This is a genomic window from Pseudomonas sp. RGM 3321, from assembly GCF_022836805.1.
In the GTDB taxonomy this organism is placed as follows: domain Bacteria; phylum Pseudomonadota; class Gammaproteobacteria; order Pseudomonadales; family Pseudomonadaceae; genus Aquipseudomonas.
In genome coordinates, this window is sequence record NZ_JALHBH010000120.1 from 288,283 (window position 1) to 303,423 (window position 15,141).

Sequence of the window (15,141 nt, forward strand, 5' to 3'; positions counted from 1 at the left end):
TGCGCGGGAATGAAAGAGGATCAAGGCTGTTCGGTAACCATGGTTGCCGCCGTGCGGTCACTGACCAGCGGCTCGACCTTCAGGCCTTTGCGCGCCGCCCAGATGTTCTGGTAGTGGAACAGCGGGATGATGCCGACGTCGTCGCTGACCACCTGGACCGAGTCCTGAAGAATCTTGCGCCGTTTGGCCTCGTCGAATTCGGCGGTCGAATCAGCCAGTGCCTTGTCTACCAGCGGATTACTGTAATGCCCCCAGTTGGACGCGCCCTGCCCCTTGCTGCTGTCGACCGTGGTCAGAATGTTGGTCAGGGCATATGCCGCTTCGCCGGTCCCGTTGCCCCAGGCAATTACACTGATCGCCAGTTCATTCTTGTTGGCCTTGCCCGCGTACACCGCCCACGGCAATACCTCCAGCTGGACCTTGACGCCGATCCGCGTCCAGAACTGCGCCACTGCCTGCATGACTTCCGGCGCTTGCGGGTAACGGTCGCCCGGTACGTGAACGGTCATTTGAAAGCCCTCGGGAAAGCCTGCCTGCGCCAACAGGTCCTTGGCTTGCTTGACGTCGTAAGGGATGTTCTTGATCTGCGGGTTGTAACCGAAGGTGTTAGCCGGCATCCATTGGTTGGCCTCGGTGACGGTGCCTTGCATGATGCGTTCGTTGATGGCGGGGCGGTTGATCGCCAGGGACAGCGCCTTGCGCACCCGCACATCCAGCAGCGGGTTTTCGGCCAGCGGTTTGCCTGCGTTGTCACGAATGAACTCGTTCGGCCCGGCTCGGAAGCTCGGTTGAATGATCAGCGCACGCAAGCCCTGATAGGCGAAAACATTGACGCTCGGCGTTTTGCGCAGGCGCTCTACATCGGTGGGCGACACCTTGTCGATCACGTCTACATCACCCGCCAGCAATGCAGCAGTACGGTTGGCAGCGTTGGCAATGAAACGAAAATCAACCTTGTCCCAGGTTGGTTTCGCGCCCCAGTAACTGTCGTTGCGGGCAAAGATCGTGCGATCACCGGGCACGAATGAGACAAACCGGTAAGGACCGGTGCCGATCATGGCCTTACCCGAGTTGTAATCGGCGCTGCTGGCGGTCGCACCTGCATGGCGGCTGACAATGTAGATCGAATCGACGTCCGGCAGCAGGTTGGCATTGGGAAGACGGGTCTTGATGATCAGCGTGTGCTCATCCTCGGCCTTGACCGATTCAACGGTGCGCATGGCACCTGCGTAAGACGCGACGCTGCCGGGCACGCTGCGGGCGCGCTCGAAGGAGAACACCAGATCGTCGGCGGTCAGCGGCGTGCCGTCCTGCCATTTCACGTCATCGCGCAGGGCAAATTCCCAGGTGGTGTCGTCGACAACCTTCCAGCTCTTGGCGAGGCCCGGCAGGGTCTTGTCATCGCGGCGGCTGACCAGCGATTCAAAGGCATGCAGCGCCACCGAGCGGTCGCCGGCATAGTTGTTGAGCTGAGGATCGAGCGACGATACCGGGTCGGCATAACCGATACGCAAGTCCTGCGCCGAGACACTGCCAGCGGCCAGAACGAGGGCCGACGCTAACAACGAACGAACGAGTGGTTTCATGGGTGATTCCTTGTACGCAATGGCAGAGGGTGACGAGCTTCAGGTGCTCGTTCAGCGTTGATCATTCAGATGGCACGCGCTCTGGTGGTTCGGCGAAACCTCCCTCAGCGCTGGAACTTCCTCGCGACAGCGCGCCATGGCGTGCGGACAGCGAGGGTGGAAATGACACCCGGTTGGCGGGTTCAGCGGGCTGGGGATTTCCCCTTGGATCGCGTCATAACGGGTACTGCGAATATCAAAGCGCGGGATCTGCGCCAGCAGGGCCTGGGTATACGGGTGATTGGCACGCGCAAACAGGTCATCGACCGGTGCGGTCTCGACCACACGGCCCAGGTACATCACGACCACGCGGTCGCACAGGTGCTCGACCACGCCCAGGTCATGGCTGATAAACAGATAGGTCAGCCCCAGCTCGTCACGCAGGTCCATGAACAGGTTGAGAATCTGCGCCTGAATCGACACGTCCAGCGCTGCTACCGACTCGTCGCATACCAACAGTTCCGGCTGCACCGCCAGTGCACGGGCAATGCCGATGCGCTGGCGCTGACCGCCGCTGAATTGATGGGGGTAGCGCTGGCGCAACTGCGGGCTTAGCCCGGCACGTTGCAACTGGTTGCTGACGTAATCATCAGCGCCTTTGCGGTTGGTCAGGCCGTGCAGCAGCGCGCCCTCCCCGACGATACGGTCGACCCGCAGGCGCGGGTTGAGGCTTGAAGACGGGTCCTGAAAGATCATCTGCACTTTCAGGCGCAGTGCCTTGCGCTCCTGCGTCGTCAGGCTGTCGAGCGGCTTGCCGTCCACCGATGCGATACCTGACGAGACCGGTAGCAGCCCGGCGACCATGCGCCCAAGGGTCGATTTGCCACAGCCCGACTCGCCCACCAGCCCGACCACCTCGCCACGCATGATCCGCAGGTCGACTCGGTCCACCGCATGGGTCACCGGTTTCGGACGGGTCAGGTGCAGTCGCTGCAGTAGCCCTTGAAGAGAGTATTCAGCCACTGGCTTGCCGAAGGTCTTGCTGACCTGGTGCAGCTCGATAAGGGGAATCAGGTCACTGGGCATCGGCAGCTCCCGGATGAAAGCAGCGAACCGTCTGGCCCGGTCCCGCCTCGTGGGGTTCGGGGTCGCTCTGTACACATATCAGCGACGCTCTGGAGCAGCGCGCCGCAAAGGCGCAGCCGGCAGGCATCGACAGCAGGTCCGGCGCCATGCCGGGTATCTGACGCAGGCGCTGGCCACGCTTGTTGCGACTTGGCAGGCTGTCGATCAGCCCCTGTGTATAAGGATGTTGCGGGCGATCCAGCACCTCGGCGACCGGGCCTTGTTCGACAATACGTCCGGCGTACATCACTGCCACGTCATCAGCCAGCCCGGCGATCACGGAAAGATCATGGGTGATCCAGATCAGTGAGGTGCCCTGTTCACGTACCAGCTTCTGCACCTCGCTGAGGATTTGCGCCTGAATGGTGACGTCCAGCGCAGTGGTTGGCTCATCGGCAATGATCAGGTCCGGGGCATGCAGCAGCGCGATGGCAATCGCCACTCGCTGGCGCATGCCGCCAGACAGTTGATGCGGATAGGCGCGCAGGCGCTCTTCAGGACTGGCGATGCCCATCAGCACCAAGGTACGACTGGCATGCTCGCGGGCCTCGCGCCTGCCAAGCGGGCTATGCGCGCGCACCGCTTCGATCATTTGCGTGTCGACCCGCAGCACCGGGTTGAGGGTCATCATCGGGTCCTGAAAAATCATCGCCACCCGGTTGCCCTGAATACCGCGCAGTTGCGAGGCAGACAGTTTGGTCAGATCACGCCCTTTGAACAGCACCTGCCCGCCACTGATGCGCCCCGGCTCATCAACCAAGCCGAGAATCGAAAACCCGGTGACCGATTTACCCGAACCCGACTCACCGACCAGGCCGAGAATACGCCCCGGCTGCACGCTCAAGGACACATCACGCACCGCCGGCAGCACGCCTGCGCGAGTATGGAACGAGGTGCACAGGCCACGCACATCAAGGGTTGGCTGTGTAACCGGGGTTGGCACGAATGACACTTCAGGCAGGCTCATCGCTGCAACCTCGGGTTGAGAACATCACGCAGACGGTCACCGACCAGATTGATCGCCACAATGGTGATCAACAGCGCCAGCCCCGGAAACAGGCTGATCCAGTATTCATTGCTGAGCATGTACTGAAAGCCGTTGGCAATCAGCAGGCCCAGCGAGGGCTCGGTCACCGGCACACCCAGACCGAGAAACGACAGAGTCGCTTCCAGGGTAATGGCGCGGGCGATCTGCAACGCGCCGATCACGATCAGCGGTGGCAGGCAGTTGGGCAGAATGTGGCCGATCACAATGCGCAGCGGACCAACGCCCTGCCCGCGCGCTGCATCAACGTATTCACGGCGGCTCTCGGTCAGCGCCTGACCGCGCGCTGTGCGGGCGTAATAAGCCCATTCGAGCACTATCAGGGTGAGCATCACGTTGCCGACGCCCTTGCCCAGCCAGGCGAGAATCATCAGCGCCATGAGAATGACCGGGAATGACAGTAGCAAGTCGACCAGGCGCATCAGCAAGGCATCGACCCAGCCGCCGACATACGCAGATACAAGCCCCAACAACGTGCCGATCACTGCCGCAATCAGCGCCGAGCCAATGCCGACCCACAGGCTGATGCGCAGGCCATAGATTATCGCCGAGACCAGATCGCGACCTTGTCCGTCGGTACCGAGCCAATAGGTGTAGCCGCTGTCCATATTCAGGCTGCCAGGCGGCATTCGCGCGTCCATGACGTTAAGCTGCATCAGGTCGTAGGGGTTTTGCACCACGATCCAGGGTGCCAGGACAGCCACCAACACGATGACCAGCAGGACCACCAAACCTGTCACCGCAGTCGGTGAGCTGAAGAACTCGGTCAGCACACGCCGCCATGGCGACTGGGCCTGCAACAGCGTGCTGCCGATCGGGGCTTTTTCAATGATATTCATCGGGATGCCTCGATGCGTACGCGTGGGTCCAGCAGGTAATACAGGCCGTCAACGATCAGGTTGAGCACTACGAAAATCACCACGACCACCATCAGGTAAGCGACCACCACAGGGCGATCAAGCATGTTGATGCTGTCGAGGATCAACTTGCCCGCACCGGGCCAGGCAAAAATGCTCTCGGTTACCACGGCGTAGGCGATGGTCGAGCCCAGTTCCATGGCCAGCACCGTCACCACCGGGATCATGGTGTTGCGCATGACGTGCATGCACATCACACGCATCGGCGACAGGCCCTTGGCCCGGGCGAATTTGACGAACTCCTGAGGCAGCACCTCGCGCACGCCGGCACGGGTCAGGCGCAGCACCAGCGAAATCTTGAACAGCGCCAGGTTCAGCGCAGGCAGTAACAGATGTTGCAAACCGTCCAGCGTCAGCCATGACCATTGCACGCCCAGCCATTCACGGGTTTCGCCCCGGCCACTGGCTGGCAACCAACCCAGCGTGATCGAGAACAGCATGATCATCATCAATGCCACCCAGAACGCCGGAAGAGAAAAGCCGACTATGCTGGCGGCCATCATCAGCCGGGAAAGCGGGTGCTCGGGGTACATACCGGCGAACATGCCCAGCGGCACACCGATGACCACAGCCAGAAACAGGGCGCTGAACGCCAGCTCAAAGGTCGCGGGCAAGCGCTGCAGAATCAGGCGCATGGCATCTTCGTGGTACACAAAGCTTTGCCCCAGATTGCCGTGAACCGCGCCCTTGAGAAAAATCAGGTACTGCTCCCACAGCGGCTGGTCCAGCCCCAGATGCGCGATGGCCTGTAGACGTTCGGCCTGATTGAGGTCTTCACCGACCAGAATATCCATCGGATTACCAATGGCATTGAGGCCGACGAACACCACTACGGTCATCAACATAATGACCAGCAACGACTGAGTGAGCCTGCGCAGCGCCCAGCCGATCATTGGCGCAGCTCTTCGGCGGTCGGCTGGCTGGCCACCCACTCATCGCCCAGCAGCTCTGGCTCGGCGTAATCGAGCATGGTGTCGAAATGCAGCGCGATGTCCTCATTGAACAGCTGCCCTACCAAGGCATGAGCCAGACGCTTGGAGCCTTCGCTGATGGCAGGAATATCCCCGGATACCGCGCCATAGCTCAGCGCTGCCGGGTAACTGAAGCAGTGGATATGGTTCAGCCCTGGACAGCCGCCAGGGGTCTTTTCCTGAAACTCGAAACAAATGCCCAGGTCCGGCAGCAACGCCAGTTCGCTGTCGGTTTCGCCTTGCGGCGCTTCGAAACGATCCTGCCAGACGCGAATCTGCGAAGAAAACGGGGCAAATTCAGGGCGCTGCCGGAAGTCGGTACGAAACCCGGTGGCAAACACCACAAAATCGGCCTCGATACGCGCTGTGGGCGTCTTCAGCCACACGCCGCCAGACGGGTTCTGTTCAACTGCAAGCACCGGGCTGTCGAGCATGAAGCGGGCTTTACCCGAACCAGACACTCTGAGCGTACTGCCGCGTGGCGGTGGCACTTGCTGGGTGTTCAGGTAATGGCGAATGCGCCATTTCCAGATATCCGGCAGGCGCCAATAACCGTGAACCATGCCCGGGTTACCGACCCCCTTGCCTTTGTTGATGCGAGGCAGCTCGGCGCGCCGGATGAGCAGGTCAACCCGCGTTGCGCCCGCCTCAAGCGCAGTGGCAGCGCTGTCCATGGCCGATGCGCCACCGCCGATGACCGCCACACGTTTGCCGGTGAACCAGCCATCCTGCAGGCCCGCCGCCGAATGCGCCCACAAATGCTCCGGCAACTGCCGGGCGAAATCCGGCACCCAGGGGCCGCCCAGACCGTCACGACCCGTGGCGAGCACCACATGCCGGGCCAGCAGGAATTGCGTTTGTACAGGCGTCACGATATCCAGTTCGATCAGCCCGTCTGCTCTGGGTGCGACCCGGCTCACCCAGTGTTCGTTGCGTACGTCCAGCGCCAGCACCTTGCGATACCAGCGCAAGTATTCGGCCCATTGCAGGCGTGGAATCTTGTCCAGTAAAGCCCAGCCTTCGATACCGAATTGCGCTTCGTACCAGGCGCGGAACGTCAGCGCCGGTAGCCCCAGCGCCGGTCCGGTCAGTTGCTTTGGCGAACGCAGGGTTTCCATCCGCGCGGTGGTTGCCCAAGGGCCTTCGAAACCGGCCGGGGACTGATCGAAAATCACCGCCGCCACGCCGAGGTTGCGCAGTTCTGCGGCCAGAGCAAGACCGGCCATGCCGCCGCCGATGATCGCCACATCAAGCACTGCCTGCCCGGCGCTCATCCTGGCTTTGACCCAGGGCCTGGCGGGCAGATCCAGCCAGGCCAGATCCTGCTGCAAACGGGCTTCCAGGGCCGCCAGACCGGCGGGTGCATTTACATCGGACATTGATCGATACTCGAAAAAATGTTCGGGCCACAAGCCCAAGCCTTGACTCAAACACTTCAAGAATCATTCCAATGCCGCATTAAATGAATTCTTTAAGCCTTTGAATGCTTAATTCGAATAGTAAAAGGCGCTTTTTATTCTCGCAATGCGCAAAAAAGCATATTGATATTCCTTAATGGAATTTCAACGAACTTCGCGTGCTGCGCCGTGGGGCGTCACGACACGCATTGCACCTTCCGCTCACTCGGCATAAATGCTCTGCAACAGGGCATCGTGCGCGCTGGCTTCGTGCATGATCATTCCCGGCAACAGGGTTTTTGCGCTTTCGGCAATCTCATCGATCAGCGCGCTTGCCACATCGGACAACGGGCTGGCGAAGGCTGAAATCAGACCGAAGAAAAACGGGATATTGCAGGCGATCGGCCGGACCACTACACCTTGCAACGGCACGCCGATAGCGGTAAAAGGATCGACCAGCGCAATGCCCAGCCCGACTCTGGCCATTTGCATGGCGATCAGGGACGTATTGGTGTCAAGCATGCGCGGCGGCTGACCGCCCGCGTCCTGAAACGCCTTGTCGATGCGTCGACGAAAGCGATACGGGTTGGCCATGGTGATCAGCGTTTGCTGACGCAGCAGCTCCATCGACAGCACTTCATGGGTGGCCAGCGCAGAATCGGCAGGCAATACCGCCACGCAAGGCGCTTCGCCAATCCAGTGGATTTCCAGGCCGCGATGCTCCAGCGGCAGGCTTACCGCGCCCAGGTCCATGGTTTTCGACAACACAGCCTGAACCACATTCTCCGGGGACATGCTCTGCAACTGGATCTGCTGCGGACGCAGATGCTCAGGCAAGCGCGACAAGGCCGTGGGCAGCAAACCAGCCGCCAGGGCCGAAATCGCTACCAGCTTGATCTGGTGATTTTCTTCCTGGGCAATATGCTGCGCACGTTGGCGGATATTCCGCACGCCCAGCAGCGCGCTCTCCACTTCGCCATACATCATGAACGCCTTGTGGGTAGGCGTGACCTTCGGCCCGCTGCGCTCGAACAAGGCAAAACCCAACTCCTGCTCTAGCTCCTGAATGGCCCGTGTGACCGATGGCTGAGAACGGCCGAGCATTTTCCCGGCAGCAGTGACACTGCCTGCCGACATCACCGCCGCGAAGGCTTCGAGCTGACGCAAATCCATAAGCATGCCTTGATCGATACATAGTCTTTTTGGGCGAGCAGAACGACGCGAGCCCCCCGGCGAGTTCAAGGCGCTAAAGTGTACACAGTGGCGGCCCACATACCTTGATTATGACACCCTCATACTATCATTTTTCTTCCGCCCCAAAAGTGCAGGCACCCCGCAAAACTTGCAGCGGACAATACGGCTCATTCAGAAACCCAGTGCATGAGACACCAAGCAGTCAGACAGCACTCGGAGCGCGCCGCTCTTCCTCTTCACGAATCTTGATCGTCAAATGGTTCTCGTTGTTCATATGTTCAATGACGCCCTTATAATCTCCATGGTACGGACTTACCGCATGTACATAATCATTTTTTATATGAAACGGCACGTTCCTTACTCCGGAAAAATCATGAGAAACCCCCGAAAAATTAAAGAGAATTTCAACATAATCAATTTCATAAAGAAAAGCAGCAATCAACGTCAATCGGGTCTTGCCGACAAAGGTAATCGTTTTGTTAGTGCTATTGTCTGGCAACCCCAGCACTAAAAATGAAGAGCTCCCGCCTTTGATTTGTTCCGAAACAGCGCTCAGAAAGAGCATATCACCCAGTACATAAACATACCTGCACGCTTTAGTCAGCGCGTCTTGACGAGCAGAGATATCATTGTCGATACTCATAAAAGCCATTATATTTTCTTTGATTTCGTTCAGAAGCTGAATGCACTGTTTCTTTTTTTTGTTATCGAGGGACTCAACCCCCTTTTGAATATTGGACGTGCCGAAAAAATGCATATGCAGACTGGGATGCGCATCGAAGCGACCGACCAACTCGCTGGTGTACTTCTTTTCAGGAAACAAGGCAAAGTATTCGATCATTGCCTTCCTGTGTGCGTAAAATGCATCTGCATTATTTTTGACCCGTGTGATTTTGATCTGCTCTGCTGTCTGCTTTGTCGAGTGCAGCCTGAGCACCAGCAATGACAAGGGAAGGCAGAGCGATAACAAACCCAGGGGAAGGCTACTTATTCTCAAAAACTCTACAAACCCCTTAGCGGAATAGTCCGGCGTGGAGCCCCACCATGCCAGAAAGCCAAACTCAAGAAAGTAAAAAAACGGGATGATAATCGACATCCATAAAAGCTTTTGATTCGACGCACCTGTCGTGGCATCCAGTTCGAAAAGCGTCAAGAAAGGCTTGAGTCGTTTGTTTCCGGACTCGTCAATTTCATAATGTTGTGACCAGAACAACGCAACTACAAAAACGGCAGGAATCATTAGTAACAAGGCAAGGATAGCGAAATCCATTTCATTCACTCAGTCAAAATTAGAAGCATTTTGCCAGTAGCCGTACCCCACCACAACCCGATCCAGGTAGAACCAGCTCCAGACCTGCTGAAGTATCAAGCCGCAATCAAAGGTCGCAACTTGACCCCTCTCACCCGGCGATCATTACCCGGTTTCGGCCTTGTTGTTTGCCCAGATAAAGCGACGTGTCGGCACGATTGAGGGTTATCTGAAAGGTCTCGCCCGCGGCAAGGGTTGCCATGGCAAGGGTTGCGGTGACCGCAATGCTGCGCTCATCGATCTGACCGGCCTCTTCAGCGATACGCCGCCAGATGCGCTCCGCCACCCGCAGTGCATCATCGGGCGCGGTGTCCGGCATGAGCACCAGAAACTCCTCACCGCCCCAACGGGCAGCCATATCGCTGTTGCGCACGCTTGAACTGATGACTTCGGCCACCCGCTGCAACACCGCGTCACCGGTCTCATGTCCGTGGAGATCATTGATCTGTTTGAAATGGTCGATGTCGAGCAGGATCAGTGAAGCCGAGAACCCCTGACGCCTTGCCTCCAGCTCCCGTATGCGATGCAGCACTCTCCTGCGCGTATAAAGGTTGGTCAAGCTGTCGCGGTTGGCAATATGAAACAGGCTCAGTTGCATCGACGACGTGAAACGTACCGAGAGTGCGGTGGCATAAATCGACAGGACGGTAGCCGTCAGCACGTTGACGATACCGAACGCATCAAGCACGTTCTGGCTAAGGCCGGATCCCTGCCCCATGTGGCGGCGAAAGGCGAAACATCCAACCAGCGACAGGAGTATCGCCAGGCTGTAGGCAATGCGTCTGATAGCGACCAGTTGAAAGGTAAAGGCAATGATCGGGATCACGCAGAACAGGTAAAAGCTGAAGTTGCTTTCCCAGCCCAACTCCCATGTCGCGAGCAGTGTATGGCCGATGATCTCCAGGCACATCAGTTGTCCGGCCTGTCGATAGCGCTGCCTGCGGATCAGGTAGAGGCAGTTGATATAGAGCAGCGTGCTGACGATGTTCGCCACCCACATGACCTTGATGCCCAGCCCCAGAAACACCACCAGCAAGACACAGTGAATGCCCAGCGCGACATAAACGATCGGAGTGATGTGTTTCCAGAACTGGATAGCCGTGTCCTTGAACAGCTGGGTGCGGTCTTCCATCGGGAGGGTCATCATCACGTTATCTCGAAATGCAGGTGGAATATGACCATGAGCGCTGTGTGAAGATCATGATGTGTTGTCGGCCTGAACCGAAGCCGCTTGATACGGCGACTCGATAATATGTTTGTTTGTGCAGCACAAATGCCGTGGCATGCGTCGAAGGAGTCAAATGGACATCACTGATGGCAAGTAGTGCAATCAGATACCTGATTTTCCTGATCGGCTGGCAGCAGGCACAGGCCTGCACATCAGGCTCGCTGGCGCGGATCGGGAATGGATGACGGTTTTTCTTCAATTTGCAGTAGCGATCCCGATGTTCTGGAAATACTATCGGGACCGGACATTGTGTTGATCGCGCTTTGCCCATCAGCCCGCCAACACCCAGGCAGCCCTGAATGATTCAGAAGGAAACGTACTGATGGAACATCTCACTGCAAAAGACTTTGCCCCTGAATTGCTTGAGCTTTATGACTATTACGCGCACGGCAAGATCAATCGACGCGAGTTTCTCGATCGTGCTGCGCTGTTCACCTTCGGCGGCCTGACCGCCAGCGCGTTGCTTGCCTCGCTGAGCCCTAATTACGCGCTGGCCGAACAGGTGGAATTCACTGACCCGGATATCGTTGCCGAGTATGTGTCCTACCCCTCCCCCAAGGGCCACGGTCAGGTTCGCGGCTATCTGGTACGCCCGGCAAAAGCCACCGGCAAAGTACCGGCAGTGGTCGTGGTGCATGAAAACCGCGGCTTGAACCCCTATATCGAAGACGTTGCCCGCCGTGTGGCCAAGGCCGGTTTCATCGCGCTGGCACCTGACGGCCTGTCCTCGGTCGGAGGCTATCCGGGCAATGACGACAAGGGTCGGGAGCTACAGCAGACCGTTAACCCGGAAAAGCTCATGAACGATTTCTTCGCTGCCATCGAGTGGCTGATGAAGCATGAAGCGAGCACCGGCAAGGTCGGTATCACCGGTTTCTGTTATGGCGGCGGCGTGGCCAATGCTGCAGCCGTGGCGTACCCGGAACTGGGCGCTGCCGTATCGTTCTATGGCCGCCAGCCCAACGCCGAAGACGTGGTGAAGATCAAGGCGCCGGTAATGATTCACTACGGCGAACTGGACACCCGCATCAACGAAGGCTGGCCCGCGTACCAGAAAGCCCTGAAAGCGGCTGGCACGACGTACGAAACGTACATCTATCCGGGCGCCAACCACGGCTTCCACAATGACTCCACACCGCGTTATGACGAGGCAGCCGCCAAACTAGCCTGGGAGCGGACGCTGGGGTGGTTCAACAAGTATCTGGTTTAAGTTCCAATCGAACGGCGCGGCGTAGATCTGTGACGCAGAGCGTCCAGAGCGGCATTCCCACGCTGGAAAATGCCACTATCACAGCGCCCGCACCCGCTCCAACAGAATCTGCAACGGATGCTGCATTGTCTTGCCATCCTGGCGCTTGACCTGGCTGCGACATGAATACCCATCGGCGACCAGTCGGCCTTCACCACCATGGCGCGCAACCAGTGGCTGCCAGGACTGGCTATAGATCGTGTCGCTGGTTTTTGCGTTTCGGGCTTCATGTCCATAAGTGCCGGACATGCCACAGCAGCCGCTGGCCAGTACATCAAGCCTGAGCCCGGCGCGAGCGAAGGCTTTCTGCCAAAGGCCGACACTGGCAGGCTCGTTGGTCTTTTCAGTGCAATGCGGCAGGAAGTAATACGTCTCACCTGACGGAGCGTCGCACTGCTCCTCAAGTGCAGACGCGAGCCATTCCTGCGGCAGCATGACGGTCGGCACGCTCTCGCTGCCCAGCGTCTTGCTGTACTCCTGGCGATACACCAGGGTCATGGCCGGGTCCAGACCGATGAGCGGAATGCCGTACCCGGCCAGCTTGCCAAGCGACTGGCTGTTGAAACTGGCAGCCTTTTCGAACGCGGCCAGAAAACCCTGCACGTGCAGTGGCTTGCCATTAGGTGCGAACGGTGCGAGATAAACCTGATAACCCATGCGCGAGATCAGTTCCAGCCAATCTGCCGCCAGCGGGGTTTCAAAGTATCGGGTGAACGCGTCCTGAACCAGCACCACTGTACGCTTGCGCTCCTGCTCGCTCAACGCGGCCAGACGCTGCGGCGTGGCAATGCCGACATTCCAGCGCGCGCAGGCCGCGCGAAAGTCCATCAGGCTGAGCACTGGGCTGTCGACCATACCGGCGACGTGCTCAAGCAGGTAACGCACCGGTTTTGCGCCCATGATCGCGTTGTACAACCGGGGAAACCGCGCCAGATGCGGAATGCTGAACTCCAGCGAGCCAATCAGGTAATCCTTGATCGGGCGCAGGTAACGGCTGTGGTACAGCTCCAGAAAACGCGAGCGGAATTCAGGTACGTTGACCTTGACCGGGCACTGCCCCGCGCAGGACTTGCAGGCCAGACAACCGGCCATGGCATCGTAGACTTCATGAGAGAAATCCTTCTGCCCCGCTACTCTGGCCACACTGTTGACGGTTCGCTCGGTAAGGCTTTTCAGCACGTTGGCGTTCCGCGCCCTGGCGCTGGCGGTCAGGACGTTGACATCCTGCTCGCCTTGCAGACGCAGCCATTCCCTGACCAGCGAAGCGCGGCCCTTGGGTGAGTGAATGCGGTCACGCGTGGCTTTCCATGACGGACACATGGCATCGTCGGTGTCGTAGTTGTAACAGGCACCGTTGCCATTACAGTGCAGCGCGCTGTCATAGCTCTGCCAGACCCGTTCGTCGATCGTGCGGTCCAGGTCGCCACGCAGCTTCACCTCGTCTACCAGGGTCAGGCGCGCATCGGGCGCCGTCGCCGGTGTGGCGATCTTGCCGGGGTTGAGCTGGTTGAACGGGTCGCACGCGGCCTTGAGCGCCTGCAACGCAGGGTACAACTCGCCGAAATACTCAGGCACGTATTGCGAACGCAGGCCCTTGCCATGTTCGCCCCACAGCAGCCCGCCGTAGCGCTTGGTCAGCGCGGCGACGGCGTCAGAAATCGGGCGAATCAATGCCGCCTGCGCAGGGTCTTTCATGTCCAGTATCGGCCGAACATGCAGCACGCCTGCATCAACGTGGCCAAACATGCCGTACTGCAGGCCGTAGCTGTCAAGCAGCGCACGAAACTCCTGAATGTAATCGGCGAGGTTTTCCGGTGGCACAGCCGTGTCTTCGACAAACGGCTGCGGCCGCGCTTCACCCTTGACGTTGCCGAGCAGCCCCACCGAGCGCTTGCGCATGGCGTAGACGCGGTTTACCGCAGCGCTGCCGGTTGCCAGGGTATGACCGAGGCGCACCACCGAGGTGTCTTTTTGCAGGTGAGCGACGAATGCATGGACACGCTGTTCGACTTCGTCCAGTTCATCGCCACTGAACTCGATCAGGTTGATGCCCAGAGTCGGCGTCGCCGGGTCCTGCGGGAAATACTCGGCCACGCCGTGCCAGACGATATCCTGCATGGCCAGCATCAGCACTTTGGAGTCCACGGTCTCGATGGACAGCGGCTTGTGCGCCATCAACGCCTTGGCATCCCGCAGAGCGTCCATGAAACCGGCATAACGAACGTTGACCAGAATCGAATGTTTGGGGATTGGCAGTACGTTAAGCCTGGCTTCGACGATAAACCCCAGCGATCCTTCGGAACCGCAGAGTACGCTGTTGAGGTTAAAACGGCCGTCTTCCTCACGCAAGTGCGCCAGATCGTAACCGGTCAGGCAACGGTTGAGCGGCGGAAAAACGTCCTTGATCAATTGCGCCTGCGTATCGGCGATCTGCTGCGCACAGCGATACACATCGCCAGCACGGTCAACACGCGCCTGCCCGCTGGCCAGCTGCTCAGCGCTAAATGCCTGACTGTTGACGTACGAACCACCGAGTAACACGGTCGTCAGTTCCAGCACATGGTCACGGGTCTTGCCGTAGGTGCAACTGCCCTGCCCGCTGGCGTCGGTGTTGATCATGCCGCCAACCGTGGCGCGGTTGGAGGTCGACAGTTCCGGCGCGAAAAACAGCCCGTGCGGCTTCAGCGCTGCGTTGAGCTGGTCCTTGACCACGCCGGTCTGGACTCGCACCCAACGTTCCTCGACGTTGATTTCAAGGATATTGTTCATGTGCCGCGACAGGTCGACCACCACGCCGTCGGTCAACGACTGCCCATTGGTCCCTGTGCCACCACCACGCGGGGTCAGCACCACCTGCTTGTACTCGGGGCGCGCTGCCAGGCGGGCGACAATTGCCACATCGTGGCTGTCCATCGGGAACACCGCAGCCTGCGGCAGGCGCTGATAGATGGAGTTATCAGTGGCCAGCACAGTACGCGAGCCGAGGTCCCTGGCTATTTCGCCGCGAAAGCCGCCCTCCACCAGGGCATTGAGGAAACGGTCATAGTGACCGACCTGCTCGGAGGTCGGTTTCAACAGCGCAATCATGGTGGTCTTCCTGGCTGGCTAGGCGTTTTATATGCAAAGCACGTATGCTTCGAA

The 15,141-nt window shown here is 58.9% G+C and carries 11 protein-coding genes; 1 reads left to right on the forward strand and 10 read right to left on the reverse strand.

Features of this window, described 5'->3' with window-relative positions:
- Nucleotides 1–20: 20 nt before the first annotated feature.
- From RGM3321_RS24900 to RGM3321_RS24940, 9 genes are all read right to left on the reverse strand, one after another.
- The gene (locus RGM3321_RS24900; RefSeq protein WP_244395254.1) at nt 21–1,586 is read right to left on the reverse strand and encodes an ABC transporter substrate-binding protein; all 1,566 of its coding nucleotides are present in this window, start codon (nt 1,584–1,586) and stop codon (nt 21–23) included.
- 51 nt (nt 1,587–1,637) lie between these two features.
- Nucleotides 1,638–2,651: an ABC transporter ATP-binding protein gene (locus tag RGM3321_RS24905; RefSeq protein WP_244395255.1), complete on the reverse strand. Its 1,014-nt coding sequence runs from the start codon at nt 2,649–2,651 to the stop codon at nt 1,638–1,640.
- Entirely contained in the window at nt 2,641–3,657 is a 1,017-nt protein-coding gene (locus RGM3321_RS24910; RefSeq protein ID WP_244395256.1) for an ABC transporter ATP-binding protein, read from the reverse strand. The genes RGM3321_RS24905 and RGM3321_RS24910 overlap by 11 nt, the downstream gene beginning before the upstream one ends.
- Entirely contained in the window at nt 3,654–4,574 is a 921-nt protein-coding gene (locus RGM3321_RS24915) for an ABC transporter permease (RefSeq protein WP_244395257.1), read from the reverse strand. The genes RGM3321_RS24910 and RGM3321_RS24915 overlap by 4 nt, the downstream gene beginning before the upstream one ends.
- Complete coding sequence (locus RGM3321_RS24920) at nt 4,571–5,545, reverse strand: ABC transporter permease (protein WP_244395258.1); 975 nt, start codon at nt 5,543–5,545, stop codon at nt 4,571–4,573. The genes RGM3321_RS24915 and RGM3321_RS24920 overlap by 4 nt, the downstream gene beginning before the upstream one ends.
- On the reverse strand, nt 5,542–7,002 hold the full coding sequence (locus RGM3321_RS24925) for an NAD(P)/FAD-dependent oxidoreductase (RefSeq protein WP_244395259.1): 1,461 nt from the start codon (nt 7,000–7,002) through the stop codon (nt 5,542–5,544). The genes RGM3321_RS24920 and RGM3321_RS24925 overlap by 4 nt, the downstream gene beginning before the upstream one ends.
- Before the next feature lie 240 nt (nt 7,003–7,242).
- On the reverse strand, nt 7,243–8,193 hold the full coding sequence (locus RGM3321_RS24930) for a LysR family transcriptional regulator (RefSeq protein WP_244395260.1): 951 nt from the start codon (nt 8,191–8,193) through the stop codon (nt 7,243–7,245).
- 223 nt (nt 8,194–8,416) lie between these two features.
- Complete coding sequence (locus RGM3321_RS24935) at nt 8,417–9,484, reverse strand: hypothetical protein (protein ID WP_244395261.1); 1,068 nt, start codon at nt 9,482–9,484, stop codon at nt 8,417–8,419.
- A 130-nt stretch (nt 9,485–9,614) separates the two neighbouring features.
- Complete coding sequence (locus RGM3321_RS24940) at nt 9,615–10,670, reverse strand: GGDEF domain-containing protein (protein WP_244395262.1); 1,056 nt, start codon at nt 10,668–10,670, stop codon at nt 9,615–9,617.
- 403 nt (nt 10,671–11,073) lie between these two features.
- Here RGM3321_RS24940 and yghX point away from each other — a divergent pair, with 403 nt between their 5' ends.
- Nucleotides 11,074–11,961 carry a YghX family hydrolase gene (gene yghX, locus RGM3321_RS24945; RefSeq protein WP_244395263.1) on the forward strand — a complete coding sequence of 296 codons (888 nt, stop codon included), beginning with the start codon at nt 11,074–11,076 and terminating at the stop codon, nt 11,959–11,961.
- A gap of 78 nt (nt 11,962–12,039) precedes the next feature.
- Here yghX and RGM3321_RS24950 read toward each other — a convergent pair whose 3' ends face one another.
- On the reverse strand, nt 12,040–15,087 hold the full coding sequence (locus RGM3321_RS24950; protein ID WP_244395264.1) for an FAD-binding and (Fe-S)-binding domain-containing protein: 3,048 nt from the start codon (nt 15,085–15,087) through the stop codon (nt 12,040–12,042).
- Nucleotides 15,088–15,141: the final 54 nt, after the last annotated feature.

Excerpts from the sequence above, each read along its gene's own strand:
- RGM3321_RS24900 (WP_244395254.1), bottom strand. The coding sequence starts at position 1,586 with ATGAAACCACTCGTTCGTTCGTTGTTAGCGTCGGCCCTCGTTCTGGCC.
- RGM3321_RS24905 (WP_244395255.1), bottom strand. The coding sequence starts at position 2,651 with ATGCCCAGTGACCTGATTCCCCTTATCGAGCTGCACCAGGTCAGCAAG.
- RGM3321_RS24910 (WP_244395256.1), bottom strand. The coding sequence starts at position 3,657 with ATGAGCCTGCCTGAAGTGTCATTCGTGCCAACCCCGGTTACACAGCCA.
- RGM3321_RS24915 (WP_244395257.1), bottom strand. The coding sequence starts at position 4,574 with ATGAATATCATTGAAAAAGCCCCGATCGGCAGCACGCTGTTGCAGGCC.
- RGM3321_RS24920 (WP_244395258.1), bottom strand. The coding sequence starts at position 5,545 with ATGATCGGCTGGGCGCTGCGCAGGCTCACTCAGTCGTTGCTGGTCATT.
- RGM3321_RS24925 (WP_244395259.1), bottom strand. The coding sequence starts at position 7,002 with ATGTCCGATGTAAATGCACCCGCCGGTCTGGCGGCCCTGGAAGCCCGT.
- RGM3321_RS24930 (WP_244395260.1), bottom strand. The coding sequence starts at position 8,193 with ATGGATTTGCGTCAGCTCGAAGCCTTCGCGGCGGTGATGTCGGCAGGC.
- RGM3321_RS24935 (WP_244395261.1), bottom strand. The coding sequence starts at position 9,484 with ATGGATTTCGCTATCCTTGCCTTGTTACTAATGATTCCTGCCGTTTTT.
- RGM3321_RS24940 (WP_244395262.1), bottom strand. The coding sequence starts at position 10,670 with ATGATGACCCTCCCGATGGAAGACCGCACCCAGCTGTTCAAGGACACG.
- yghX (WP_244395263.1), top strand. The coding sequence starts at position 11,074 with ATGGAACATCTCACTGCAAAAGACTTTGCCCCTGAATTGCTTGAGCTT.
- RGM3321_RS24950 (WP_244395264.1), bottom strand. The coding sequence starts at position 15,087 with ATGATTGCGCTGTTGAAACCGACCTCCGAGCAGGTCGGTCACTATGAC.